Source organism: Mesorhizobium sp. AR07, assembly GCF_024746815.1.
GTDB lineage: Bacteria > Pseudomonadota > Alphaproteobacteria > Rhizobiales > Rhizobiaceae > Mesorhizobium.
Genome location: NZ_CP080525.1, coordinates 4828643 through 4854197 on the forward strand (window position 1 = coordinate 4828643; position 25555 = coordinate 4854197).

Annotated in this window: 27 protein-coding genes and 1 pseudogene; 10 read left to right on the forward strand and 18 right to left on the reverse strand. The window is 62.7% G+C overall.

The genetic code is table 11. The features are described 5' to 3' along the window. Positions 1–119 precede the first annotated feature (119 nt). Positions 120–965: a MurR/RpiR family transcriptional regulator gene (locus tag BPNPMPFG_RS24350; RefSeq protein ID WP_258596898.1), complete on the reverse strand. Its 846-nt coding sequence runs from the start codon at positions 963–965 to the stop codon at positions 120–122. A 154-nt stretch (positions 966–1119) separates the two neighbouring features. Between BPNPMPFG_RS24350 and BPNPMPFG_RS24355 the strand changes: the two genes are divergently transcribed. Then, positions 1120–2229 (forward strand): Gfo/Idh/MocA family protein, encoded by a 1110-nt coding sequence (locus BPNPMPFG_RS24355; protein WP_258591180.1) that lies wholly within the window; start codon positions 1120–1122, stop codon positions 2227–2229. An 18-nt stretch (positions 2230–2247) separates the two neighbouring features. Here BPNPMPFG_RS24355 and BPNPMPFG_RS24360 read toward each other — a convergent pair whose 3' ends face one another. Beyond that, entirely contained in the window at positions 2248–2946 is a 699-nt protein-coding gene (locus BPNPMPFG_RS24360; RefSeq protein ID WP_258591181.1) for a helix-turn-helix transcriptional regulator, read from the reverse strand. Between the two features lie 128 nt (positions 2947–3074). Between BPNPMPFG_RS24360 and BPNPMPFG_RS24365 the strand changes: the two genes are divergently transcribed. Beyond that, a complete protein-coding gene (locus BPNPMPFG_RS24365; RefSeq protein WP_258591182.1) occupies positions 3075–3710 on the forward strand; it encodes a LysE family translocator in 636 nt (211 codons plus the stop codon). 55 nt (positions 3711–3765) lie between these two features. Here BPNPMPFG_RS24365 and BPNPMPFG_RS24370 read toward each other — a convergent pair whose 3' ends face one another. After that, the gene (locus BPNPMPFG_RS24370; RefSeq protein WP_258590727.1) at positions 3766–4872 is read right to left on the reverse strand and encodes an ISAs1 family transposase; all 1107 of its coding nucleotides are present in this window, start codon (positions 4870–4872) and stop codon (positions 3766–3768) included. A 278-nt stretch (positions 4873–5150) separates the two neighbouring features. Here BPNPMPFG_RS24370 and BPNPMPFG_RS24375 point away from each other — a divergent pair, with 278 nt between their 5' ends. Further along, positions 5151–6251 carry an ISAs1 family transposase gene (locus tag BPNPMPFG_RS24375; RefSeq protein ID WP_258590528.1) on the forward strand — a complete coding sequence of 367 codons (1101 nt, stop codon included), beginning with the start codon at positions 5151–5153 and terminating at the stop codon, positions 6249–6251. Between the two features lie 67 nt (positions 6252–6318). Here the strand turns inward: BPNPMPFG_RS24375 and BPNPMPFG_RS24380 are convergent, their stop codons facing one another. The 9 genes and pseudogenes from BPNPMPFG_RS24380 to BPNPMPFG_RS24420 all read right to left on the reverse strand — a co-directional run bounded on the left by BPNPMPFG_RS24380 (position 6319) and on the right by BPNPMPFG_RS24420 (position 14757). Beyond that, positions 6319–7410, reverse strand: a complete 1092-nt coding sequence (locus tag BPNPMPFG_RS24380) for a 3-deoxy-7-phosphoheptulonate synthase (protein WP_319945952.1) — start codon at positions 7408–7410, stop codon at positions 6319–6321. Positions 7411–7665: 255 nt separating this feature from the next. Beyond that, complete coding sequence (locus tag BPNPMPFG_RS24385; RefSeq protein WP_258591183.1) at positions 7666–8088, reverse strand: type II toxin-antitoxin system VapC family toxin; 423 nt, start codon at positions 8086–8088, stop codon at positions 7666–7668. Beyond that, positions 8085–8369, reverse strand: coding sequence for a type II toxin-antitoxin system Phd/YefM family antitoxin (locus BPNPMPFG_RS24390; protein WP_258591184.1), 285 nt, complete (start codon positions 8367–8369; stop codon positions 8085–8087). The genes BPNPMPFG_RS24385 and BPNPMPFG_RS24390 overlap by 4 nt, the downstream gene beginning before the upstream one ends. A 167-nt stretch (positions 8370–8536) precedes the next feature. After that, positions 8537–9331 (reverse strand): SDR family oxidoreductase, encoded by a 795-nt coding sequence (locus tag BPNPMPFG_RS24395; RefSeq protein ID WP_258591185.1) that lies wholly within the window; start codon positions 9329–9331, stop codon positions 8537–8539. A 23-nt stretch (positions 9332–9354) separates the two neighbouring features. After that, positions 9355–10350 (reverse strand): inositol 2-dehydrogenase, encoded by a 996-nt coding sequence (gene iolG, locus BPNPMPFG_RS24400; protein ID WP_258591186.1) that lies wholly within the window; start codon positions 10348–10350, stop codon positions 9355–9357. A 112-nt stretch (positions 10351–10462) separates the two neighbouring features. Continuing rightward, on the reverse strand, positions 10463–11230 hold the full coding sequence (locus BPNPMPFG_RS24405) for an ATP-binding cassette domain-containing protein (protein ID WP_258591187.1): 768 nt from the start codon (positions 11228–11230) through the stop codon (positions 10463–10465). Positions 11231–11232: 2 nt separating this feature from the next. Next, positions 11233–12309, reverse strand: coding sequence for an ABC transporter permease (locus tag BPNPMPFG_RS24410; protein ID WP_258591188.1), 1077 nt, complete (start codon positions 12307–12309; stop codon positions 11233–11235). A 109-nt stretch (positions 12310–12418) separates the two neighbouring features. Next, positions 12419–13360: a sugar ABC transporter substrate-binding protein gene (locus tag BPNPMPFG_RS24415; RefSeq protein ID WP_258591189.1), complete on the reverse strand. Its 942-nt coding sequence runs from the start codon at positions 13358–13360 to the stop codon at positions 12419–12421. 364 nt (positions 13361–13724) lie between these two features. Then, positions 13725–14757, reverse strand: a pseudogene (locus BPNPMPFG_RS24420) (LacI family DNA-binding transcriptional regulator). A gap of 168 nt (positions 14758–14925) precedes the next feature. On the opposite strand from BPNPMPFG_RS24420, the gene BPNPMPFG_RS24425 reads away from it, so the two are divergent. Genes BPNPMPFG_RS24425 through BPNPMPFG_RS24435 form a run of 3 tightly spaced genes read left to right on the forward strand, consistent with a single transcriptional unit; the run spans position 14926 to position 17598 of the window. Then, positions 14926–16014, forward strand: coding sequence for a fatty acid desaturase family protein (locus tag BPNPMPFG_RS24425; protein WP_258591190.1), 1089 nt, complete (start codon positions 14926–14928; stop codon positions 16012–16014). 34 nt (positions 16015–16048) lie between these two features. Beyond that, on the forward strand, positions 16049–16363 hold the full coding sequence (locus BPNPMPFG_RS24430) for a MocE family 2Fe-2S type ferredoxin (RefSeq protein WP_258591191.1): 315 nt from the start codon (positions 16049–16051) through the stop codon (positions 16361–16363). Then, entirely contained in the window at positions 16363–17598 is a 1236-nt protein-coding gene (locus BPNPMPFG_RS24435; RefSeq protein WP_258591192.1) for an NAD(P)/FAD-dependent oxidoreductase, read from the forward strand. Before BPNPMPFG_RS24430 ends, BPNPMPFG_RS24435 begins: the two co-directional genes overlap by 1 nt. Before the next feature lie 311 nt (positions 17599–17909). Here the strand turns inward: BPNPMPFG_RS24435 and BPNPMPFG_RS24440 are convergent, their stop codons facing one another. The 6 genes from BPNPMPFG_RS24440 to hslV all read right to left on the reverse strand — a co-directional run bounded on the left by BPNPMPFG_RS24440 (position 17910) and on the right by hslV (position 23297). After that, the gene (locus BPNPMPFG_RS24440; RefSeq protein WP_258591193.1) at positions 17910–18866 is read right to left on the reverse strand and encodes a DUF1402 family protein; all 957 of its coding nucleotides are present in this window, start codon (positions 18864–18866) and stop codon (positions 17910–17912) included. Between the two features lie 174 nt (positions 18867–19040). Further along, a complete protein-coding gene (gene hslU, locus BPNPMPFG_RS24445; protein WP_258591194.1) occupies positions 19041–20354 on the reverse strand; it encodes an ATP-dependent protease ATPase subunit HslU in 1314 nt (437 codons plus the stop codon). Positions 20355–20358: 4 nt separating this feature from the next. Continuing rightward, positions 20359–20958: a DUF2585 domain-containing protein gene (locus tag BPNPMPFG_RS24450; protein WP_258591195.1), complete on the reverse strand. Its 600-nt coding sequence runs from the start codon at positions 20956–20958 to the stop codon at positions 20359–20361. A gap of 46 nt (positions 20959–21004) precedes the next feature. Continuing rightward, positions 21005–22165 carry a hypothetical protein gene (locus tag BPNPMPFG_RS24455; RefSeq protein WP_258591196.1) on the reverse strand — a complete coding sequence of 387 codons (1161 nt, stop codon included), beginning with the start codon at positions 22163–22165 and terminating at the stop codon, positions 21005–21007. Further along, positions 22162–22674: a GNAT family N-acetyltransferase gene (locus tag BPNPMPFG_RS24460; protein ID WP_258591197.1), complete on the reverse strand. Its 513-nt coding sequence runs from the start codon at positions 22672–22674 to the stop codon at positions 22162–22164. Before BPNPMPFG_RS24460 ends, BPNPMPFG_RS24455 begins: the two co-directional genes overlap by 4 nt. Positions 22675–22745: 71 nt before the next feature. Continuing rightward, positions 22746–23297, reverse strand: a complete 552-nt coding sequence (hslV, locus tag BPNPMPFG_RS24465; protein ID WP_258591198.1) for an ATP-dependent protease subunit HslV — start codon at positions 23295–23297, stop codon at positions 22746–22748. A gap of 226 nt (positions 23298–23523) precedes the next feature. Between hslV and hisB the strand changes: the two genes are divergently transcribed. From hisB to BPNPMPFG_RS24485, 4 genes are read left to right on the forward strand one after another with little or no spacing between them, the layout of a single operon-like run. Then, positions 23524–24123, forward strand: a complete 600-nt coding sequence (gene hisB, locus BPNPMPFG_RS24470; RefSeq protein WP_258591199.1) for an imidazoleglycerol-phosphate dehydratase HisB — start codon at positions 23524–23526, stop codon at positions 24121–24123. Positions 24124–24127: 4 nt separating this feature from the next. Then, a complete protein-coding gene (locus tag BPNPMPFG_RS24475) occupies positions 24128–24604 on the forward strand; it encodes a DUF2628 domain-containing protein (RefSeq protein WP_258591200.1) in 477 nt (158 codons plus the stop codon). A 1-nt stretch (position 24605) separates the two neighbouring features. Continuing rightward, positions 24606–25256 (forward strand): imidazole glycerol phosphate synthase subunit HisH, encoded by a 651-nt coding sequence (gene hisH / locus BPNPMPFG_RS24480; RefSeq protein WP_258591201.1) that lies wholly within the window; start codon positions 24606–24608, stop codon positions 25254–25256. Between the two features lie 6 nt (positions 25257–25262). Beyond that, positions 25263–25553 carry a DUF1330 domain-containing protein gene (locus BPNPMPFG_RS24485; RefSeq protein ID WP_258591202.1) on the forward strand — a complete coding sequence of 97 codons (291 nt, stop codon included), beginning with the start codon at positions 25263–25265 and terminating at the stop codon, positions 25551–25553. The last annotated feature ends 2 nt before the right edge of the window (positions 25554–25555 follow it).

Below are 25555 nucleotides of genomic sequence, written 5' to 3' on the forward strand. Positions count from 1 at the left end.
AATGAGCGTTCCCCGGCCTAAATTTGCCCGACCATGATCCCGAACCGCAGGACCGCGTAAGCGAAAAGGGACTGCCGGCTTTCGGAAAAGATCATAGTCAAGGAGAAAGAAAGACCCGCTCAAGCCTTGCGCTTGCGGCCAGTGTCGCGCCGCTTCTCGCCGACGCCGACGGTCAGCGCCATGGCCAGCGCCATCGTCGCCGACAGCGAGCGGAAGCCGGCGAAATCCGCCTCGGCAACCTCGAACCAGACCCTGGCGAACTGGGCGAGCGGCGAAAACGAGCTGTCGGTGATGGCGACGATCGGCACGCCCTGTTCCGAAATGATGCGCGCCTCATCGATGGTGGCCGGCGCGTAGGGCGAGAAGCTGATGGCGATGACGGCGTCCGCCGGCGTGGCGAATGCAACCATCTCGGCGTTCAGCCCGGCGGCCGATTCGATCAACTGGTTGCGGATCTTCAACTTGCCCAGCGCATAGGCGATGTAGGTTGCGACCGGATAGGAGCGGCGCTTGGCCAGCACATAGATGGTCTCTGCCTTTGCCAGCAGGGAAATCGCGTCTTCCAGATGCGCTTCGTCCAGCGTGCGCGAAATGTCGTTGAGCGAGGTGCTGGCGGCGGCGACGAAGCCGTCGAAGATCGCCCGGTGGCCGGCGCCGCCCTCGGCCTTGGCGCGCAGCGCCTGCAAGCGTTCGTCATAGGAGGAGTTGCGCTCGCGCAGCCGCTCGCGAAACACCTGCTGCAGGCTGGTGAAGCCGTCGAAGCCAAGCTGCTGGGCAAAACGGATCAAGGTCGACGGCTGTACGCCTGCCGAGGCGGCGATGCTGGCGGCGGTGCCGAAGGCGATGTCGTCGGGATTGTCGAGCGCATAGGCGGCGATCTGGGCGATGCGCTTCGGCAGGCTTTCGCGCCGGTCCAGGATGGTGGCGCGCAGCGTCTCGAAGTCGCGAGGTACCCGTTCGTCCATCGTCGCTCTGTCCAGGCTCATCTATGGGTACCCTCTCTGCCCCATCATAGCGAGCTCGCGCAAGAACGCCATAAAAAATGAGGCAGACATTCCATTCCGAGAGAAAATGGATTAATTCATCCACGCAACGCTTCAGGCAATGGAGAAACGGAAAATGGTCGGCGTCGGTCTCATCGGCACGGGTTTCATGGGCAAGTGTCACGCCATCGCGTGGAGTGCCGTCGGCGCTGTCTTTCCCGACGTGGCCAAGCCAAGGCTCGTCCATCTCGGCGAGGTCAATGAGGATCTCGCCAGACGCAAGGCGGGCGAGTTCGGCTTTGCCAAGGCGTCCGGCGATTGGCGTGCCGTCGTCAACGATCCGGACGTCGATATCGTCTCGCTGACCACGCCCAACCAGTTCCACCCGGAAATGGCCATCGCCATCCTCGAGGCCGGCAAGCATCTGTGGTGCGAAAAGCCGATGGCGCCGAGCTTCGCCGAGGCCGAAGCCATGGCCGCGGCGGCGAAAAAGTCGGGCAGGGTCGCCGCCCTCGGCTACAACTACATCCAGAGCCCGGCCATCCGCCATATCGGCGCGCTGCTCGACGAGAAGATCATCGGCGAGGTCAACCATCTGCGCATCGAGATGGACGAGGATTTCATGGCCGATCCGGAGGCGCTGTTCTTCTGGAAGCACGAGGCCGCTTCCGGCTATGGCGCGCTCGACGATTTCGCCGTGCATCCGCTGTCGCTGGTCTCCGCCCTGTTCGGCCGCGTCGCCAGCGTCATCTGCGACATGGCCAAGCCCTATGCCGACCGCAAGCTCGCCACTGGCGGGCGCCGCGCGGTCGAGACCTGCGATATAGCCAGCGTGCTGATGCATCTGGAAAACGGCATCGCCGGCACGCTGCTGGTCAACCGCTCGGCCTGGGGCCGCAAGGGCCGCATCGCCATCCAGATCTTCGGTTCGAGGGGGTCGATCCTGTTCGATCAGGAGCGGATGAACGAAATCCAGCTCTATGTGACCGCTGATCGCCCGACCGAACAGGGCTATCGCACCATCCTGATGGCGCCGCACCACAAGCCCTACGACGCCTTCCTGCCGGCGCCCGGCCATGGCCTAGGCTTCAACGATCTCAAGATCATCGAATGCCACGAATTGCTGACGCGGCTTGCCGGCAAGCCAGCGCGGGTCATCGAATTTGCCGAAGGACTGGAGATCGAGCGCACCGTGCATGCGATGGCGCGGTCGTTCGCGGAAAAGCGCTGGGTCGATGTGAGATAATATCCGCTTCGCGATGGATCAGACGCCAGCGGCCGGGTTCGTCTCCCAGCCGTTTACCCAGACCTGCCGCAAGCGATCGCCTTCGCCCTTGAAGCGCAGCCCCGTCGCCTGGCAATCCTCGATCCGGTCACTGCGGAAATTGCGGATCGCCTGGCGCAGCTCGCACCAGGCGACGATGTTGGCGGTCTCGGCGTAGTAGATCAGGGCGATCGGGCGGATGAGGCGCTCGGAGGCGCGGCCAAGTTCGTCGCGATAGGAAAGGTCGAGCTTCTCCTCGTCGCGGATGGCGCGGCGCACCAGCGCCAGGTCGACGGCGCCGGCCGACGGCGCGGCGAACCCCCACGCATGCAATGCATTGGCGTCGAAGGTCTGGCGCAAGGGCGGCGGTACCGCGCCTGCGATCTTGGCGCTGACGCGTTTTGCCGCCTGCTTGAGTTCGCTGTCCCCCGTCCGCTCCAGCAGCGCGAGCGACAGAACGATCGCCTCCATCTCCTCGATCGAAAACATCAGCGGCGGCAGGTCGAAGCCTGGGCGCAATATATAGCCGATGCCACGCCCGCCCTCGATCGGCACGCGCATCGCCTGCAGTGCGGCAATGTCGCGATAGACGGAGCGCACCGTCACCTCCAGTTGCTCGGCCATCATGGCCGCCGTCACCGGCTGCCTAGCCAGCCGCACGATCTGGATGATCTCGAACAGGCGTGACGCCTTGCGCATTTCCTCACCAGCTCCGATCGCAACTGACACTACATCGTCAGTAGGGCTCGCCTATACGACTGCCTATCGACTTGAAAATCAACAGGTTCCTCGGTGGCTCAGCCGAGGCGAGGTGACAGGCAACTGACATGGGCTACGCGGAAAATCTCTGGCTGTTCTTCCTCCTCCTGTTCGGCATCATCGTCGTGCCCGGCATGGACATGCTGTTCGTGCTTGCCAATGCGCTGACCGGTGGCGGCAACAGAGGGCTTGCCGCCACCGGCGGCATCATGCTGGGCGGCATGGTGCATACGCTGAACGGCGCTGTCGGCGTGGGCCTGCTGATGCATTTCGTGCCGATCCTCTACAACCCGCTGCTGCTCGCCGGCACCGTCTACATGGCCTATATCGGCATGACTCTGATGCGCAGTTCGATCAAGGTCGGCAACGATGGGGCTGCCGGCAGCCGCTCCGCCTGGAAGGCGTTTCGCCAGGGGCTGGTGATCTGCCTGATCAATCCCAAAGCCTATCTCTTTGTCTTCGCGGTCTATCCGCAATTCTTGAAGCCGGCTTACGGTCCGATCTGGATGCAGGCGGCCATCATGGGATTGATGACGATCGCCGTGCAGTTCGCCGTCTATGGCGGGCTCGCCATATCAGCGGGGCGCAGCCGCAATCTGCTGGTCGCCAATCCCCGGGCGACGGCATTTGCCGGCCGGGCGGCCGGACTGCTTCTGGTCGTGGTTTCTGTGCTGACCGCCTGGGAAGGGTTGAGGGCAGCGTAGCATATAGATTCTTGCGAAGAGGACCCCCACCCTAACCCTCCCCACAAGGGCAGGGCTATCGCATATGAGTGATAAGGCTGATGAGGTCTTGATCGGCCCATCGTGCTTTGAGTCGTTTGTGGCTGAGCGGGATGTTTTCCGGGTCGGCTCTAAGGATGTTGAGAGTAAGGCGCCGAAGTATGGCGTGGTTTGCCGGCGCGTTGTTCTTGCGACCCCTGATGCGATCTTCGCAGAGCAGGACGTCGAGTTGCCAGTGCAGCTCATTCTCTATGCTCCAGTGGCGGCGAACGGAGGCGATCAGTTCTTTGGCCGGCATTGTGCGCGACAACGCATAGCAGCGGACCTTGTGGGTGGTCTTGCCATCGACGGTGCGCCAGCTTTCGACACGGCCGACGGCGCAAAGGTCGACGAGCGCGTTCTGGCCCGGCGTCTGGGCGAAGGGGACGACGAAAGCACGGCGCACCTCGTGGCGGCCATGGGCATCCTCGTCGACCTGATGGAACCTGGTTCTTTTGCTCGCAGCTGCCGCGTCGAGGGCGGCATTGGCCTGTACTGCCAGTTTCGACTGGTTGCCCTTGATGGCCAGCACATAGTTGCCGCCACCTTCGCGGATGGTCTTGGTCATGCGGCGATGGCAGTGCAAGGCATCGCCGGTGACGGTCAACCCCTTGAGCGACAACAGCTTGAGCGCCTCGATCGCAGCCTCGACCTCGCCACCCTTGTGTGCCACGACCTGAGCCAGGCTCATGAAGGTGTCGCAGGCAAAGACTGTAACCACCAGCGGCGGCATGTGGGCGCAGCCCTTGGCGTAGGCGCGCCTGAGGCTCTTGCCGTCGACGGCGACTTGGCCTTTCGGCACATCGATGTGCGCCTGTGTGCCGAAGGCGGCCATGAAGCGCATGAAGGCGGCGTTGAAGGCCACCGGATCGAGTGCGGCCAGCACCCGGCTGAAGGTGTCGTGGCTGGGCACGCCGTGCTTGAGGGGGATGAACTGCCGCAACAGATCGAGCCGCGACTTGGCAAACAGCACCATCTCCGTGCAGTGCGTCGCTCCGCAAAGCACCGCCGCCAGCGCCACGAACAAAATCTCTGGCAATTCGTGCTGGGCCGTGAAGTCTCGAGGGTCCGGAACCTCGTCGAATATATCCACAAACACCATCATGACCTCCTGTCTTCAAGAGGTCCGTCAGAATCAATTTCTCTCCACCACGCAAGTGACCCGATCTACTCATGTGCGATTCCCCTGCCCACAAGGGGGAGGGAATGCCGCCGCACGCTACCCGTTCTTTGGGGTCGAAACGTCGGCGAGTTGCGGAGGTCAACGCCTACCAAGTCTCCCTCCCCCTTGTGGGCAGGGGAATCGCATTTGAGTAAAAGTAGGTCTTGCGGACTGTGGAAAGGTTGATTCTTTAGGGGCTTTGTCTTTGAAGGAGAGGCCCAATGCCATTGCTGCTTTCGATTTTGCGGGAAGTACAAGACCCGCGTGACGTCAACGCGCGTCATGATCTGGCGGAGCTTCTGTTTTTGGCCTTGGCTGCGACGTTGTGCGGCGCCAAAAGCTGCGTGGATATTGCCGATTTCGTCGAGGGTCAGGAAGAAGAGCTGAAAGAGATCGTGGTGCTGGAGCATGGCTGTCCGAGCCACGACACGTTCAGCCGGGTGTTTCGACTTCTCGATGCCGATGAGCTTGCGCGCAGCTTTGCCGGCTTCATGGCGGCGCTGCGCCAAACGCTCGGACTTTCGCCGCCACGCGGCGTGGTGGCAGTCGACGGCAAGGCGTTGCGGCGCGGCTATGCGAAGGGGCGGGCTTTCATGCCACCTTTGGTGGTGAGCGTGTGGGACGCCGAGACGAGGCTGTCGATTGCCGCTGCCCGCGCGCCTGAGGGCGACGAGGTCAAAGCCACGCTGGATCTTCTGAAGAGCTTGGATTTGAAGGGCTGTACAGTGACGGCCGATGCGCTGCACTGCCGCCCCGACACCGCCAAGGCGCTGATCGGCAAGAAGGCGCATTATGCGCTGGGGCTGAAGCCCAATCGTCCCAAGCTGTTTGCCGCGGCCGAACGAAGCTTCGCCCAAGCCGGCGAGATCGCGTTCTTTGAGACCAGCGACAGCGCGCATGGCCGCACCGAGACGCGAAGGGCTTCGGTCCTGCCGCTCAAGCGGCTGCTCGACCTGCCGGGCTTTCCCGGCCTCAAGGCGATCGGACGCATTGAGGCCTCTCGCAGCGTGGCAGGCGGCAAATCCAGTACCTCCGTGCGCTATGTCGCGCTCTCCAAAGTGCTTACCCCTAAAAGACTGGCCGAGACGCTCAGAGCACATTGGACAATCGAGAACCAGTTGCATTGGAGCCTCGACGTCGTCTTCCATGAGGACGACGCTCGCTCCCGCAAGGACAACGCCCCGCAAAACCTCGCCGTCATCAGACGCCTCGCGCAAAACATCTTGCAAGCCCATCCTCTCGACAAACCCATCGCAAGCAAAATGCGCAGAGCCAGATGGAACAAAGACTTCTTCTTCCAGCTCTTTACTCATATGCGATAGCCCTGCCCTTGTGGGGAGGGATTAAGGGTGGGGGTATTCGTAGGGTTGGGGCCCGTGCGATTTGCCCTCAAGCGGCTCCCTGCCGGCTGTCGATCATGGCGCGGCGCACCGAGCGGCGCCATTCGACGGCGCCGGCAAGGCCGTGCAGCACAGTCTCGGTGGTCGCCCAGTCGATGCAGCCATCGGTGATGCTCTGGCCGTAGACCAGCGGCTTGCCGGGCACCACGTCCTGGCGACCGGCGACGAGATTGCTCTCGATCATGACGCCGATGATGCGCTCGTCGCCCGCCGCGACCTGGCCTGCTACATCGGCCGCCACCTTGGGCTGGTTCTCGGGCTTCTTGCCTGAGTTGGCATGGCTGACATCGATCATCAGCCTGGGCGCCACGCCGATGCGGGCGAGTTCCGTCGAGGCAGCCTCGACGTTCGTCGCGTCATAATTGGGCGCAACACCGCCGCGCAGGATGACGTGGCAGTCTTCGTTGCCGGTGGTCGTCGCGATGCCGCTGCGACCGCCCTTGGTCACCGCCATGAAATGATGCGGCTGGGCGGCGGATTTCACCGCCTCGGCGGCGATCCGCAGATTGCCGTCGGTGCCGTTCTTGAAACCAACCGGGCAGGAGAGACCCGATGCGAGTTCGCGGTGTATCTGGCTCTCGGTCGTGCGCGCGCCGATGGCGCCCCAGGCGACGAGGTCGGCAATGTATTGCGGCGTGGTCATATCGAGGAATTCTGTCGCCGCAGGCAGGCCGAGATTGTTGACGGCCGAAAGCACGTTGCGCGCCATCCTCAGCCCCTTGTCGATGTTGAAGCTGCCGTCGAGGTCGGGATCGTTGATCAGGCCCTTCCAGCCGACCGTCGTGCGCGGCTTCTCGAAATAGACCCGCATCACGATCTCCAGCCGGTCCGCCAGGCTCTCGCGTAGCGCCGCCAGACGGCTGGCATAGTCCACGGCGGCGACCGGGTCGTGGATCGAACACGGGCCGACGATGACGAGCAGCCGATCGTCGGTGCCGGTCAAGATGGCGTGGATCGCGTTGCGTGACCCGGTCACGGTGCGCGTCGCCGTCAGCGTGCGCGGGATCTCCCGCATCACCTGGTCCGGCGTACTCAATTCCCTGATTTCCTTGACCCGAAGATCATCTGTGGTGGTCAACACGGCTTTCTGCTCCTGATTGGGAGACCTGCCGGCTGAAACAAAAAAGCCGCCAGGTCTGGCGGCTGTTCGGATTTCGTTGCTGCAATCTTCAGATCGAGCGCAATCCTCCCGCCGCCAGCGAGCTCCTAAAGTACCAATACGTGGCGGTCAGGTTGATCATGAGGCTCATATAGTCGAAGCGGAGGCGCTTGTCACGCGTCTGATGAGGCTACTGACGTAGCAAAGGGTCGGGCCCAACGTGTAGCGCAGAGCGGTTCATGCAGTCCAGGGATCGAAGAGTTCAATTCCAAAGCCTTCGAAATCCTTCTTGTTACGCGTTGCCAAGGTGAGCTCCTGCGCAATCGCCGTGGCTGCGATCAGGCCGTCCATCGACGACAGACCGCGACCGCGACGCTTCGCAAGGCCCATCAGGTCGCCCCAGGCGAAGGCAACCGGTTCGTCCACCGGAAGAACCCTCTGCTCGAAGCGTTGCGGCAGGTCCCGAGCGAGCCATTCGGCCAGTGCCTCGCGTTTCCGGCCCTCATCCATGAGGGCGACGCCGCGCCGGATCTCGGCGATCGACACGACGCTGATGAATGAGCGGTCCTCATCGAGCCCGTCCAGCCAGTCCAGAACGCGTGCGTCCGGCGCCGGCCTTGTCACCTCGGACAGGACATTCGTATCGAGCAGTAGCCTCACAGCGGCAGATCACGCGGCTCGTCGCGCTGACGCTCAAGGTCGAGATCGGCGCCGCGCAGCGGCGACTCCAGCAGGAACTCCGCAAGCGTACCCTTGCGCGCGGTCTTCCGCTGCCATTCCTCGGCCGAGACGACAACCACGCTTGGTTTTCCGTTTCTGGTGATCGTCTGCGGCGAAGACTGCGCGCGCTCGATAACCTCCGAGAGCCGAGCCTTTGCCCCAGCGACCGTCCAGTTGGTACCCTCTTTGGGCGCAGATAGCATCGCGACCTCCATGACCATTCTGACCATCTTGACTATATGGGAATGGCGATGCGGCGGCAACAGGGGAGGGCCCTTCAGCCCGGATGTCTTGGTGAGGTGAGCCGATCACGCCGGCGCTGATATTCGGGTCAGCTCGGCCACTGCATGGCCGAACTGCTTCTGGACATGAGGCTACTCGGTTGAGACTACTCGCCGACCACTCCGGCGATGTTCTGGTCGTAGTCGACCAGCGACCCGGTCATGACGCCGGCTTGCGGGCTGATCATGTAGGTGATCAGCCGAGCGAGTTGCGCCGGTTTGACCAACTGGCCCATCGGCTGCGCGGCTTCGGCCTTCTCCAGCCAGTCGTCGGGCGCGTCATGCCAATTCTTCTGCACGATCGCCTCGCCCTCGGTGTCCATCCAGCCGGGCAGCACCGCGTTGCAGCGGATGCGATTCTTTCGATAGGAGCTGGCGACATTCTTGGTCAGCGTCATCAACGCGCCCTTGCTGGTCGAATAGGGCGTCAGGAACGACTGGCCGGCATGTGCCGACATCGACAGCACATTGACGATCGAGCCTGGCGCCTTGTTATCGAGCAAATGCGCGACCACGCCCTGCATCAGGAAAAACGGCCCGCGCACGTTGGTGTCGAAAATAGTGTCGAAAAGCTCTTCGCTCGTTTCGACCAGCGAACCGCGCGCCGATGTGGCGGCGGCATTGACCAGCGCGTTGATGGTGCCGAAATGCGAGATCGCGGTAGCGACCGCACGCTTGCAGTCGGCCACCTTCGAGACGTCGGCGCTGATGAAGATGGCGTCGACGCCCAATTTCTTGAAATGGGCGACAGCCTTGTCGCCCTTCTCCTGCGAGCGGCCGATGAGCGCCAGCGCCCGGCAGCCCTCGTCGGCCAGCGCCTCGGCGACGGCGAAGCCGATGCCTTGCGCGCCGCCGGTGACGATGGCGCGCGTTTCACGATTGCGATCGGCTGATGCGCTCATCGCTCTGCTCCTGTGCCTGGGTTTTACTTGTCGAGACGGACGGTCTTGCCTGACGTCGCCGACTTCAGCGCCGCATCGGCCAGCTTCAGCGCCACGAGGCCGTCGGCGCCGCTTGGCGCCGCCTTCTTGCCTGATGTCGCGGCTGTGATGAAGGCAGCGATCTCGTTGGCATAGGCGTCGAGGTAGCGGGTCATGAAGAAGTCATGCAGCGGCGGGCGCGTATAGCCCTTCTCGTTGGCCAGCTCGATCGACACCGGCCGCTGGTTCTCAGCCGCGATCATGCCCTTCGAGCCATGCACCTCGATGCGCTGGTCGTAGCCATAGGTGGCGCGGCGCGAGTTGGAGATGATGGCCTGCTTGCCCGAAGCGGTTTCGAGGATGACGCTGACGCTGTCGAAATCGCCGGCAGCACCGATCTTCTTGTCGACCAGCACCGAGGCATGCGCGCTGACCGCCACCGGCTCCTCGCCGAGCAGGAAGCGCGCCATGTCGAAATCATGGATGGTCATGTCGCGAAAAATGCCGCCCGAGCGCTTGATGTAGTCGATCGGCGGCGCGCCGGGATCGCGCGAGGTGATGGTCACCATTTCGACGGTGCCGATGGCACCGTCGTCGATCGCCTTGCGCACGGCGGCGAAATGCGGATCGAAGCGCCGGTTGAAGCCGACCATCAGCGTGGCCTTGGTTTTCTCGACCACGGCCAGGCACTTCTCGACACGCTTGACGTCGAGATCGATCGGCTTCTCGCAGAAGATCGCCTTGCCGGCCTTGGCGAAGCGTTCGATCAGATCGGCATGGGTGTCGGTCGGCGTGCAGATGACGACGGCGTCGATGTCCTTGGATTTCTCGATGGCGTCGATGGTCCTCACTTCGGCGCCATAGGCCGTCGCCAGCTCGGTCGCCGCCTTCTCGAAGGCGTCGGCGACGGCAACCAGTTTGGCCTGCGGATTGGAGCCGACGGCGCGGGCGTGGACCTTGCCGATGCGGCCGGCACCGAGGAGGGCGAAGCGGAGTACCATGGATATTTCCTCTAGGGATGGTTCGAAGCGGGGCGCCGGTCATGGGCGCGGGTGATTTTCCGGTCAAGACAAGATCGACAGGGAGGCGGCGACCACCGCCTCCGCGCCCGGCCTAGGCCGCGAGTTCCGCCTCCCCGGTCTTGGCGCCGGTGATGTAGGAGACGATATCGTTTCCGTCGGTGTCCTGCTTGCGCAGGTTGGCGACGATGCGGCCGCGCCGGAAGACGACGATGCGGTCGCAAAGGTCGAACACCTGGCGCATGTTGTGGCTGATCAGGATCAGCGGCTCGCCATTGTCCTTCAGCGTGCGGATGATGTTTTCGACCTGTGCCGTCTCCTGCACGCCGAGGGCTGCCGTCGGCTCGTCCATGATGATCAACTTGGAGGCGAAGGTTGCGGTCCGGGCAATCGCCACGCACTGGCGCTGGCCGCCCGACATGTGGCGGATGGTGTTGGACAGGTTGGGGATCTTCACCGCTGTGCGGATCAGCGCCGCCTCGGTCGCCTTGCGCATGTACTTGCGGTCCAGGATCGAGAATGGGCCGAGGTTGAACAGCACCTTCTCGCGGCCGAGGAACAGGTTCGACGGCACGTCGAGATCGTCGGCCAGCGCCAGGTTCTGGAACACGGTCTCGATGCCGGCCTCGCGCGCCTCGATCGGCCCGGTGAAGTTCACTTCCTTGCCGTCGAACCATATCTTGCCGCTGGTGCGCTGCTCGACGGCGGTGATCTGGCGCACGAAGGTCGACTTGCCGGCGCCGTTGTCGCCCATGATGGCGACATGCTCGCCCTTGCGCAGCTCGAAATTCGCGCCTTCCAGCGCATGCACGCCGCCATAGCGCTTGGTCAGGTTTTCGGTCTTCAGGACGATGTCTGCCATGATCAAGCCCTCAATGCCCGCATGCGTTGACGCCACTGGTCGAGAACGACAGCGCCGACGATGATCACGCCCTTGACCATCTCCTGGTAGTAGGCGTCGAGGCGCAGGAAGGTGAAACCGGAGATGATGACGCCGAAGATCAGCGAGCCGATCACGGTGCCGATGATCGAGCCGCGGCCGCCCGACAGCGAGACGCCGCCGATGACCGCCATGGCGATGGCGTCGAGTTCGTACATCACGCCCATGCCCGACTGCGCGGTGAGGTTCTTGGAACTCAGCACCACGGCGGCGAGCGCGGCGAGCACGCCGGCGATGACATAGACCAGGATCTTGTGGTTGGCGATCTTGATGCCGGACATGCGCGCGGCGTCTTCGTTGGAGCCGATCGCGTAACAGTGCTTGCCGTAGCGTGTGTAGGTCATGATCAGCTGGAACAGCACCGCCAGCGACAGGAAGATGATCACGGGCATCAGGCCCTTGCCGATCGCCGCGAAACTGTCGGTTGGAAACGAGATCGGCTGGCCCTTGGACCACCATTTGGCGATGCCGCGCGCGGTCACCATCATGCCGAGCGTGGCGATGAACGGCGGGATGCGCGTGTAGGCGATCAAGGCGCCGTTGACCAGTCCGGCGAGCAGGCCGCAGCCGATGGCCACCAGCAGCGGCACGACGACAGGCAGGTCGGTCCAGCCCTGCGCAAGGAACATCGCCTTGGGGTTGGGATTGCCGTTGACGGTCGCCACCTGGGCAAAACTCATGGCGATCATCGCGGTCGCGCCGACGATCGAACCCGAGGACAGGTCGATGCCGCCGGTGATGATCACTTGCGTGACGCCGATGGCGATGATGCCGACGATCGACACCTGCAGGATGATGATCTGCAGGCGCGCCTCGTTGAAGATCGCGCTGACGTCGCTGCGGGTGTTGAACAGGAAGCTGTCGCCGAGAAAGATCCTGCCGATCAGTTCGAAGGCGATGACGAGGATGACAAGCGCCAGGAAGACGTTGATTTCGGCAGGCCATGTGCGTTTCTTCGCGTCATAGCCGACCCCGCCGACGCCGTGAGATGTCTGTGCCAAATCTTCTATCCTCCGTCAGCCGCGGTCGCCCCTCGCAGCCTTGCCGGCGCTGAGGGAAGGGGAGCGGCGCTCTTGCTTGAGCGCCGCTCCGTATGAAGCGTTCCGCTGCTCAGTTCTTCTTCATAAACTTGTCGATGTTGGCCGGCGTCACCAGTTGGAAGGGGACGTAGACCTTGTGTTCGACCTTCTCGCCCTTGGCCAGCTTCAGCGCTGCGTCCAGCGCGCCCGCGCCCTGGCCTGCCGCATCCTGGAACACGGTTACGGCAAGGTCGCCCGCCTTCATCGCCACAAGCGCGTCCTGGGTGGCGTCGACGCCGCCGACGATAACGGTTTTCATGTCGATGTTGGCGGCCTTCATCGCCTGGATGGCGCCGATGGCGCTTTCGTCATTGTTGGCGATGACGCCGTCGAACTTCTTGCCGGTCGACAGCCAGTTGGTCATCAGGTTCTGGGCCTCGTCGCGATTCCAGTTCGACGTCTGCTTGTCGATGATCTTGATGAAGCTGCAATCCGGCGTGGCGATCACGTTGTCGATGTCCTTGGTGCGCTGCACCGCGGCCTGGTTCGACAGCTCGCCCATGATCACATAGACATTGGCTTCCTTCTTGCCGGCTTCCTTGAACAGGCGGCAAACTTCCTTGGTTTCCAGCGTGCCGGAATCGGCCTCGTTCGAGGCCACGAATGCCTGGTTGGCCGGCAGCGTGTTCACATTGACCGGCTCGCGGTTGACATAGACCAGCGGGATCTTGGCAGCGGCCGCGGCGTCGGACATTGCCTGCGTGGCCGAGGTGTCGACCGGGTTGACGATGATCGCATCGACGCCCGAGGCGGCGAAGTTCTTGATCTGGTCGAGCTGCTTGGCGACGTCGTTTTGCGCGTCCTCGACCTGCAGCTCGACGCCGCTCATGCCCTTGGCCTGCGCGATCATGCCGTTGCGCAGCACGGTCAGGAAGTTGTCGTCGAATTTGGCCATCGATACGCCGATCTTGGCGGCCATGGCGGATGAACTCATCAGCGCCGCGAAAGCGACGCCCAAAATCAGTTTCTTCATTGTGTTTCTCCTCCACATGTTGGTGTCCGGCTGCACCGATCTACCCGGAATCCCCGATCTCCCCGGGGAATCTCTCCCGATTGCCAGTTCTGTTCCGGGTGACGTTTCCCGTTTGCTGGAACGCCAAACCCTCCGCTTGAAACAGATGGTCCGGAACGAAAGAACCAAAATACACTGTTGGTGAAATATTTATTCCATTTTGCCTCGGGACGTCAAGGGAGATTCCAGAACCGGAGGCGCGATTTTCGGATGATGGGGCCTATCCGTTCGTCATCCTCGGGTCTCCGCGACGTCGCTTCGCTCCTGCTCCGCCCGTGGATGACGAAGTGTTAGGCGCTTCGGCCGACCGCGAAGAGTCGAGCGGCTAGATATTCTCGGGCAGATAGATGTCGAACGGCAGGAAGGTCTGGCCCGGCGCGTTCGCGGCGCCCGTCTCGATGGCATGCGCCATCAGGTCGACCAGCTCACGGCAGAGTGCCGCTAGTGGCGTCGAGATCACCATCGTCAGGACACCGTCGGCCAGGGCGGAGCGCGATACGGCAGTGATCTCGTTGCAGATGATCGCGGGCATTTCGGCCGGCCTTGCTTGCCTGAGCGCGGCGACCGCGCCCTCCATGCCGCCGCCGGCGACATAGCAGCCAACGAGATCGGGGTGGCGGCCGAGGAGCTCGAGCAGCGTGTCCTGCGTGATCTGGTTGGCTTCCAGATTGACCAGCGTTTCGAGCAAGGTGAATTCCGGCGCCTGCTCGCGAAAGAAGGAGCGAAAACCGATCTCGCGCAGCTCATGGCCATGGAAGCGATGGCTGCCGACGAACAGCGCGACCTTGCCCGGCCGCTTGGCGGCCTTCGAAATCATCCAGGCCGCGGTGCGGCCGACCTTGCGGTTGTCGAGGCCGACATAGCCCTCGCGAATACCGGCGGCGAAGTCGGACAGCAGGGAAAACACCGGCAGCCCTTTGGCCTTCATCTCCTCGACGGCGACAGTCAGTGTCGGGTGATCCGGCCCGACCAAAGCGACGGCCCTGCACTTGGCCGCCAATTTGGCGCGCGCGCTCGACGATTTCGTCCGGTGCCAGCGAGTCAGCGAAGTCGATGGTCGCGACACCGCGGAACCGCGGCGATCGCGACACGGCGAGTTCAAGCTCGCGTGCGAACTCGCTGTAGAAGACGTAATTGCCCTTGAGCAGCAGGAAACCCAGCCGGTACTCCGGCAGTTCATGGCGCATCCGCTGCTTGATCAGCCCGGCCGCGTGATAGCCGATCTCTGTCGCCGCCTCGTAGACGCGGCGCGCCGTATCCTCGCGCACCGGCAGGCGGCTGTTGAGCACGCGGTCCACCGTGGCAACACTGACGCCGGAGATGCGCGCCAGGTCGGTAATGGTCGGCCGTTTTGCCATGCTCGCCTCATTGGTTGTTCGGCCCCTTCTTACATCAGATTGATAGGAAATGATAGAAACTATCTTTCTAATGTTGAGTCTATCATGGGTTGGCGCTATTTTTAAACCTCGAAGTGAAGGGATATCAGGCATTCGCCCTGGCGAGTGCCTTTGCCCAGGGAGGCAACCATGTCCACTGCGCCGTCCCGGCGTGACTACAGCCTGATCGGCCGCGACGCCAAGCTCGCCGTCGAGACCGGCCTGTCGGCGGCCGAATGGTATCACACCGACATCCCGCGCAAGCAGATGAAGGAGCTGATGCAGCGCTCCGACGCGCCGGCGATCCGCGATACCATCATCTGGCTCGCCGCCCTGATCGTCAGTGGCGCCGGCGCCGCCTGGTTCTGGGGCAGCTGGTGGTGCGTGCCGTTCTTCTTCGTCTATGGCGTCCTCTACGGCTCTTCCACCGATTCACGCTGGCACGAATGCGGCCATGGCACCGCGTTCCGGACGCAGTGGATGAATGACGTGGTCTATCAGATCGCCTGCTTCATGATCATGCGCAATCCGGTGACCTGGCGCTGGAGCCACACGCGCCACCATACCGACACCATCATCGTCGGCCGCGACCCGGAAATCTCGGTCATGCGGCCTCCCGATCTGCTGCGGGTCATGCTTGCTTTCGTCGGCGTGCTCGACGCCTGGCATGCGATGAGCGACATGCTGCGCAACGCCGCCGGCAACATCAGCGCGGCGGAAAAGACCTTCATTCCCGAGCAGGAGCAGCCGAAGGCGATCCGTGTTGCCCGCATCTGGACGGCAATCTACGCCGCGACCATCGCGCTGGCGCTGTATTTCGGCTCGTTTCTGCCCCTGATGCTGGTCGGCCTGCCCAGACTCTATGGCGCCTGGCATCACGTCATGGTCGGGCTGCTGCAGCATGGCGGCCTGGCCGACAACGTCACTGATCATCGGCTGAACAGCCGCACCGTCTACATGAACCCGATCAGCCGTTTCATCTACTGGAACATGAACTACCATGTCGAGCATCACATGTTCCCGATGGTGCCCTATCACGCATTGCCGAAGCTGCATGCGTTGATCAAGCACGACCTGCCGGCGCCGACCCCGTCGATCCTGGCCGGCTACCGTGAAATGATCCCGGCCTTCCTGCGCCAGCTGCGCAACGAGGATTATTTCCTCAAGCGTGAACTGCCGCCGACCGCCAGACCATACCGCGAGGAATTCCACGACGCCGTCGCCGCCGCGGCGGAGTGATCGTGCGGTTATCCAATTTTTAGGGGAGGACTGAATGAGTGACTGGGTCGAGGCCTGTGCCGCCGGCGATGTCGACGAGGAGGATGTGATGCGCTTCGACCATGGCGGCCGCACCTTCGCCATCTATCGCAGCCCCGACGATGATTATTTTGCCACCGACGGACTTTGCACGCATGAAAAGGTCCATCTGGCCGACGGGCTGGTGATGGACGACATCATCGAATGCCCCAAGCACAATGGCCGCTTCAGCTACAAGACGGGTGCTGCCCGGGGCGCGCCGGTCTGCGTCAACCTCAAGACCTATCCGGTCAAGGTCGACGCCGGCAAAGTCCTCATTCAGATCGGATAATGGCCATGCAGGCAGGAATGGTCATCATCGGCGCTGGCGAATGCGGCGGTCGGGCAGCATTGGCGCTGCGCGATCTCGGCTATGAAGGGTCGGTGACGCTGGTCGGTGATGAACCGCATCTGCCTTACGAGCGCCCGCCTCTGTCCAAGGAGGCGATGGTCAGCGATGCGCCTGAAATCAAGGCGATCGCCAGCGACGAGATGCTGGCCGAAAAATCGATCCGGCACATCCATTCCGTTCAGGCCGTCGCGATCGACCGTGCGGCGCATACGGTGCGCCTGTCGGACGGTTCGGTCCTGCCTTACGACAAGCTCCTGCTGGCCACCGGCTCGACCCCTCGCAAGCTGCCGATGCCGGGATTGGGTTCGCGCTGCGTCTATCTCCGCACCTTCGCGGATGCGCTGGCCATTCGCGCGCATCTCAGCGCCGGCAACCGGATCGCCATTGTCGGCGGCGGCTTCATCGGTCTCGAACTTGCCGCAGCGGCGCGCAAGCTCGGCGCCGCGGTCACCGTCATCGAGGCGCAGCCGCGCATCCTGATGCGCGGCGTACCGGCCGAGATCGCCGAAATCATCCATGACGCGCATGTCGCCGCGGGCGTCGACATTCTCTGCGGCAACGGCATTGCGTCCATCGCCGACGACGGCAAGGAGGTTCGCCTGACGCTTGCCGGCGGACAGGAGATATCAGCCGATCTCGCCATCATCGGCATCGGCGCCGTGCCGGTGACCGGGCTCGCCGCCGAATCGGGGCTGGCGATCGACAATGGCATCGCTGTCGATGCCGAGCTGCGCAGCAGCGATCCCGATATCTTCGCCGCCGGCGATTGCTGCTCGTTTCCGCTTGCTGTCTATGGCGGCCGCCGGGTGCGGCTCGAAGCCTGGCGCAACGCTCAGGAACAAGGCGCGCTGGCGGCCAGGAACATGCTGGGCGCCGGCGAGGCGCATGCGGCGGTGCCGTGGTTCTGGTCGGATCAATATGGTCTATCCCTGCAGATCGCAGGGCTTTCCGACGAAGGCCATAGCACCGTGCGCCGAGATCTCGACGACGGCGCCTTCATTCTCTTCCATCTCGCCGAAGACGGCAGGCTGGTGGCAGCCAGCGGCATCGGTCCCGGCAACGCGGTCGCCCGCGATATCCGGCTGGCCGAAATGCTGATCGGCAAGCGGGCGAAGCCGGCGCCGGAAGCGCTGGGATCGCAAATGATCAAATTGAAATCACTACTGGCAGCGTGAGCGGTCATCAATTGTAGGGCAGGTTGAGATTGGCCGGCATAGGGGGCAATTGTCGAGTTCGGCGCTGCCCCTCATCTGCCTACCGGCATCCCAGGACTTGGGTTCCTCGCCCCTGCGAAGCGGGGAGAGGTGGCCGCGAAGCGGCCGGAGAGGGGGCTTTCGTAGGGCGCGGCCCCCTCTCCGTCTCGGCTTTGCCGAGCCACCTCTCCCCCACTTCGTGGGGGCGAGGAACCCAAGCTGAAAGCAGGGCAATGAGGGGCAGCGCAAACGCCGGCGAATTCGATGTCTTCGCGGCCCTTATCTGAACGCCCCTAGAACAGTGCCTTCAACTCGGACAATTTGTCGTTGACCAGCCAGCCGTAGTAATTTTCCTCCGGCAGTTTTTCCGGCTCGCCGGCGGCGCGGCGCTTGTCGTTCTCCGCCTTCAGCGCAGTGGCGCGCTGCTCCGGATTGCCGACATTGTAGAGCGTGGCGGTGAGCCCGGGATTTCCCGAAATGTCGAAGCCGGCAATGCTCTTGTAGGCATCGATCGATTTCTTGATCGTCGCCGCGACGTAGGGCAGCGTCAGGTCCGGGTCCATGATGGTCTTGTAGACCGAGTTGGGATCGCCGACGTCGAGCTTGGGCAGGCCCGAAACCCTGTGCACGAGATCGCTCATCTGCAGGGCGGTCAGCGGGTTGAGCTGGCCGAGGCCGAAGGTCTGGCCGGCATAATACGGCTGGAAGAAGGTGGCGCCGAAACGGTCGTCGGGGAAGCTCTCGCCACCAACGCTCTTGCCGCGAAACGTATGGTTCCAAACCTGCTCGCGGCACTCCCACACATCGTAACTGTCCGACATGCTGCATTTCTTGAATTCCGGCCGCTGCACGAAATCGGTGATGTCCTCGCCGTCATAGGCAAAGGACAGCTTGCTGGAGAGGTAGGAGATCGCCTTGACGTAATAGGTCTGCAGCCGGTCATAGGCGTCGACATTATAGGTGTGCTCGCCGACGATGGCGCCGACAATGTGCATTGGATCGATGCCGTAGGCGGCTGCTGCTTTCTTGATCTTGGCGCGCAGATCGGCGTCGTTCTGCAGCAGGGCGTAGACCTTGCGGTACTTCGCCTGGAAGGTGGTGTTGGTCGCTTGCGTGCGCCGGCTCGAGGCTCCTGGTATCTCGGGCTGCTCGGCATTGCGGTTTCCCGCCGGCACCAACGTTGCCGCCTCGGCGCCGAACAGCGTTGCCGCCAGCGTCAAGCCGAGAATGACCAGGATCAGTTTTTTCATGCGCCCGCCGCCTGCAAATCTTGCGGGCAAACTAGGGTAGTGCTCCGGGTTGAGTCGAGAGCGCCCCTATGTCCGGCAAGACGAAAGGTGGCCAGATGGTACCATCTGGCCACACATGATTGTGTACCGGGTTGTGTTGCCTGAACCGGCGCCGGACTGGTCCGGCGCCGCTGTTTAAAGGATGAACCGCGACAAATCCGTGTTTCGCGACAGGTCGCCGACATGCTTTTCGACATAGGCGGCGTCGATTGTGACGCTCGTTCCGTTGCGGTCGGGCGCGTCGTAGGAGATCTCGTCCAGCACCCGCTCCATCACCGTCTGCAACCGCCGGGCGCCGATGTTCTCGACGCTGGCGTTGAGGTCGACTGCGATGCCGGCCAGCGAATCGATGGCATCGTCGGTGAAAGTCAGGTCGACGCCCTCGGTCTTCATCAGCGCGATATACTGCTTGATCAGGCTGGCTTCGGTCTCGGTCAGGATGCGGACGAAATCGTCCTTCTCCAACGCCCTCAGTTCGACACGGATCGGCAAGCGGCCCTGCAATTCCGGCAGCAGGTCGGACGGCTTCGAGACATGGAACGCACCGGAAGCGATGAACAGGATGTGGTCCGTCTTCACCGGCCCATACTTGGTCGCCACCGTGGTGCCTTCGATCAGCGGCAGCAGGTCGCGCTGCACGCCTTCGCGAGAAACGCCGGCGCCCATGCCGCCTTCACGCGAGGCGATCTTGTCGATCTCATCGAGGAAGACGATGCCGTCATTCTCCGTCGCATCCAGCGCCTGGCGCACCACCTCGTCCTGGTCGAGCAGCTTGTCGGACTCGTCGTTGACCAGCAGCGCGTAGGATTCCTTCACCGTCGTCTTGCGCGTCTTGGTCTTCTTGCCGCCCATCGCCTTCGACAGCATGTCGTTGATGTTCAGCACGCCGATATTGGCGCCCGGCATGCCGGGAATCTCGAAGCCGGGCATGCCGCCAGTGCCGGTATCGGCCACCTCGATCTCGATCTCCTTGTCGTCGAGTTCGCCGTCGCGCAGCTTCTTGCGGAAGCTGTCGCGAGTCGCCGGGCTGGCCGTCTTGCCGACCAGCGCTTCCAGCACGCGTTCCTCGGCGTTGATGTGGGCGCGCGCCTTGACGTCCTCGCGCAGCTTCTCGCGCACCAGGCCGATGGCGATCTCGACCAGGTCGCGGATGATCTGCTCGACATCGCGGCCGACATAGCCGACTTCGGTGAACTTGGTTGCTTCGACCTTGACGAAAGGCGCACCGGCAAGGCGCGCCAGGCGGCGCGAGATCTCGGTCTTGCCGACGCCCGTCGGCCCGATCATCAGGATGTTCTTCGGCATCACCTCTTCGCGCATCTGGCCCTCCAGCTGCTGGCGGCGCCAGCGGTTGCGCAAGGCGATGGCCACGGCGCGCTTGGCGTCCTTCTGGCCGATGATGAAGCGGTCGAGTTCCGAAACGATTTCGCGGGGAGAAAATGTGCTCATATCACTAAATTCCACTTTGCCACTGCTTGATGGCCTCGAACGGATGCAGCAGCATGATCACGTTGAGTGTCAGATTGTCCCGGATGAGATAGCCGGTACCGAGTTCGAAGAGGATGGCGAGGCTGACGATCACCCATATAGGTAGCCTTCGCGCCATCACAAATCCCAGCATCATGGCCAGCGTGTCGGACACCGAATTGATGATGCTGTCGCCGTAGTAATCGAGCGAGATCGTTCCGGCGCGGTAGCGGTCGATGATGAACGGGCTGTTTTCCAGCAGTTCCCAGCCGCCCTCGATGAGAACCGCGAATGCCAGCCTCAAGCCGATCGGCGAGCGCGGAAACAGATACCTGGCCAGCGCGTAGAACAGGAAGCCGTGAATGATGTGGGAGAACGTGTACCAGTCCGAAATGTGCTGGGAATTCTCGGAACTGTTGACCACGCCGTGCCAGAGCTTGACGTAGCCGCAGGTGCAGATCGGCGGGTGGCCCATCAGGTAGAGCGTGATGGCCTGGACAATGATCAGGCCAAGCACGATCAGCAGCCCCATCCGCCAGCTGTTTTCGTAGGCCGAGACAGTTTTGTCGTCGCCTGAAATCTTCATACCCTATCGCCCTCTCGAAAGTCGCTTCTCACCACTACAGCGTCCATCATGCCTTCAGCGGCGGCAGCCGGCGGATCACGGCTGCCGGCAAGGTGGGCTTGACGACCATTCGCCGGATACGCTGCCAGCCGGCGCCAAACAGGATAATCGACGCGCCAACAAAGACCAGGATCAAGGCAAATGGCGGGATGCCGGTCGAATCGGAGGCGGAACTCACCAGATAATAAATGCCCAGCGAGCCGAAATAGGCCAAGGTAGGAACCAAGAGCGAACGGCGGTCTATGGCGAGTGCAATATAGAGGAAGCCAAGGATCAGAATCGCCAGCATGATGGTTGCATTGGCGTCCGGCGCGATGTGCCCGAATACGACATTCTGTCCGGTTGCCATGATAAAGAGCGGGTGCACCAGCATGGGTGCCGAGACGACATGCAGCCAGAACGCGCAATCGGACCAGATCCTGCGTCGATCCCGGTCGTAAATGTCAAAAGCTACACCCGTTGCGAACACGATCAGGCCGCAGATCAGCGGCATGTAGAGTGCCGCGCGGAGCAGTTCGGGAGCATCCTCAAGGCGTGGTGGCGCAATCGCGCCTGTTGTCACACTGTCATACAGGATTATCGCCGTTTGCAAGAAGGCAAGCAGTGTGAAGGCGATGGCGATAGCCCCGGCAATGATGGGAACGCGAAAACGCCAGAAATAGATCGCCGCCGCCGCAATCCCCCCGCCCAGGAAAACATATCCGGCCCGGGAAGCGGTTTGGCGCAGCGCCAACAGTTGCCAGATCGTCTCCGGAACGCGTATGCCAAAACTGGCCTCCACTTGCTGCGCCAGAGCAACCAGAATGGCGACAATGAAAATCAGGGCAAGCACGGACGACGATAATTTCATCCGATGCTGACGCGTGACAATTTCGGCGAGCGCCCAGGCAAAAACCGCGAGGATGCCAGCGATCCAGAATGTCTGGCCTGGAAGCAAGGTGGTGAGGACAAAGAAGAAGCCGGCGCTGAGCAGAACGGTTCCCACAGTGACAAACAGATCGTTACCGCCGCCGACCAGCCGCAGGTTTTCCTCGTCACCCTCGTCATCGGCGCGCCTGGCCTCGGGGGCGAGAGCGGCGCCGCGCTCCATGACCTCCAGCTGATCCCGCGTGGTTTGCGAGATCAGACCAGCTGCGACTGCCTTATCGAGTGTTTCAGCGCTGATCAACTGGCCTCCTGCGGTGCTTCGCGCGCCATCATCAGGGCTGGCCCGTATTCCGTTGTTCTGGTGTCAAAGGCGGCAAAGCCGGCTTTCTCATAAGCGCGGATCGCCGGTGCATCGTTCGGATGCGGGTCGATGATGACACGGGGCACGCCCTCCTCGAACAATTGTTCGACGAACTGGCGCACGATCGCCGAGCCGTGGCCGAGGCCGACCAGCTCCGGCCGGCCGATCGAAATGTCGATGCCCAGCGTACCGAAAGGCTGGTCGGCATAGAGGTGGTCGTCTTCCAGATGCGGATCGTAGCTCTGCAGGTAGGCGATCGGCTTGCCGTCGAGCTCGACGATCAGCGGCTCGACGGAAATCGAGTCGATATGATCGCGAATCCCGGCGATCTCCGTCTCAGGGTCGTCCCACCACTGCGCGACATGCGGCTCGGCGAGCCAGCCGGCGATCATCGGCAGGTCCTTCTCGGTCACCGGCCGAAAATCATAACTAACTTCTTGTTTGACCATGATCTTCTCCGAAAACCGGTTTCCATTTTTCGCTTACGCGGTCCTGCGGTTCGGGATCATGGCCAGCCTTTTCAGGCGGCATCGAGCGTTTCGATGACGAAGTTGTTGTTGGTGTACACGCAGATGTCGGACGCGATCTGCATCGCCTTGCGGGCGATCTCCTCGGCATCCTTGTCGGTGTCCATCAGTGCGCGCGCCGCGGCCAGCGCGTAATTGCCGCCGGAGCCGATGGCCATGACGCCATGTTCGGGTTCGAGCACATCGCCGGTGCCGGTCAGCGCCAGCGAGATCGACTTGTCGGCGACCAGCATCATCGCCTCCAGCCGGCGCAGATAGCGGTCGGTGCGCCAGTCCTTTGCGAGTTCGACGCAGGCGCGCGTCAGCTGGTCGGGATATTGTTCGAGCTTGGCTTCCAGCCGTTCCAGAAGCGTGAAGGCATCGGCCGTGGCGCCGGCGAAACCGGCAATCACATTGCCGCCCTTGCCGATGCGGCGCACTTTCCTGGCATTGCCCTTCATGATGGTCTGGCCAAGGCTGACCTGGCCGTCGCCGGCGATCACCACCTTGTTGCCCTTGCGCACCGTCACGATGGTCGTGGCGTGCATGGTCAGTTCATTCGACATTTCCTGGCTCCGATTCGCGCTATCCCAAAAAGGCGATTGGCGCGGTACGAGTGACGTGATCGGCCATATGTATGCATGGGCCCGGTGATTGCAAACGGCTCGATAGCGACCGGGATGGCAACTGGCAATCGCCGGATCATGCTGCTAGAAGGCTTTCGTTTTCAAGCCTGGGAACGCTCGAAGCTTAACCTCCTGAGCTTTGACGCCCTGCAACAAGGACAAGGCCATGGCGTCCCGTTCCGCCGAAGTCAGCCGCAAGACCAAGGAAACCGATATCGCGGTATCGGTCCATGTCGACGGCTCGGGCAAATCAGACATGGCGACGGGCGTCGGCTTCTTCGACCATATGCTGGATCAGCTGTCGCGCCATTCGCTGATCGACATGACGGTCAAGGCCACGGGCGATCTGCATATCGACGACCACCACACGGTCGAGGACACCGGCATCGCGCTCGGTCAGGCGCTGGCCAAGGCGCTCGGCGAGCGGCGCGGCATCATGCGCTATGCCTCGATCGACCTGGCCATGGACGAAACGCTGACGCGCGCGGCGATCGACGTGTCGGGCCGTCCGTTCCTGGTCTGGAACGTTTCCTTCTCGTCGCCGAAGATCGGCACGTTCGACACCGAACTGGTGCGCGAATTCTTCCAGGCGCTGGCGCAGAATGCCGGTATCACGCTGCACGTCACCAACCACTATGGCGCCAACAACCACCACATCGCCGAGACCTGTTTCAAGGCGGTGGCGCGCGTCCTGCGCGCCGCTCTCGAACGCGACCCGCGCCAGCCGGACGCGGTTCCTTCCACCAAGGGATCGTTGAAGGGATAGCGTGATGGCCGCTTATGTCGTGATGGAGCCGCCCGGCCGCAGCGAGAAGATCGACGCAACGGCCTTTGTCCGCGATGGCTTTACCTGGCTCGGTTTCCTGGTGCCGCCGCTGTGGTTCGCCTGGCACCGGCTGTGGATCGAGGCGGCGCTCGCCTTCGTCGTCATGGGCCTGCTTTCCATGCTTGGCCAAAAGCTCGGCCTCGGGCTGGCCGGTTCGCTGCTGTCGCTGCTGGTTTCGCTTTATGTCGGGCTGGAAGGGCAGGGCCTGCGCATAGCAGCACTTCGCCGCCGCGGCTGGCATGAATGGGGCGTGGTCGAGGCCGGTTGGCTCGACGATGCCGACAGGCGCTATGCCTTGGAAGCCGATGCGCTTTCCGATCAAGCCGCACCGCTGCCGCGCATTGTTCCGGATGCCGCCCTGGCGCGCCCGTCGCAGCATGGCATGGCGCTTGGGCTGACCCACATCCCGGGACGGACCTGACATGCGGGTTGCGATCATCGATTACGGTTCGGGCAATCTGCGCTCGGCCACCAAGGCCTTCGAGCGCGCCGCGCGCGAAGCCGGCATATCGGCTGACATCGACCTGACCGCCGATGCCGAGCGGGTGCGCACGGCCGACCGTATCGTCCTGCCCGGCGTCGGCGCCTATGCCGACTGCGCGGCCGGCTTGCGCGCCGTCGACGGCATGTGGGAAGCGGTGGAGGACGTCGCGATCGCCAAGGGCCGGCCGTTCCTCGGCATCTGCGTCGGCATGCAGCTGATGTCGCAGCGCGGCCTGGAAAAGACCGTTACCAACGGCTTCGGCTGGATCGCCGGCGACGTCAAGGAGATCACGCCGGCCGATCCGGCGCTGAAAATCCCGCAGATCGGCTGGAACACGATTGAACTCATGCGTGAGCATCCGCTGTTTGCGGGCATTCCGACCGGAAACAACGGTTTGCATGCATATTTCGTGCATTCCTACCATCTCGATGCGCGGAAGTCCGATGAGGTTCTGGCGGTCGCCGACTATGGCGGCCCGGTGACGGCCACCGTCGCCCGCGACAACCTCGTCGGCACGCAGTTCCATCCGGAAAAGAGCCAGGCGCTGGGCCTGGCGCTGATCACCAATTTCCTGCGCTGGAGGCCTTGAGGCATCATGAGCAAGAAGGGCTATTGGATGGCGATGATCGATGTCCGCGATCCCGAAATGTACAAGCAGTACATCGAGGCGAACGCGGTGGCGTTTGCGAAATACGGCGCCAAGTTTGCCGTGCGGGCCGGCCGCCATCAGAACACGGAGGGACCGACCGGCAATCGCCATGTGCTGGTCGAGTTCGAATCCTACGACAAGGCGGTCGAATGCTATCATTCGCCGGAATATCAGCATGCCTCGAAATTCAGGCTTGCCGCCTCGACCGGCCATTTCGTCATCGTTGAAGGCGCCTGAAC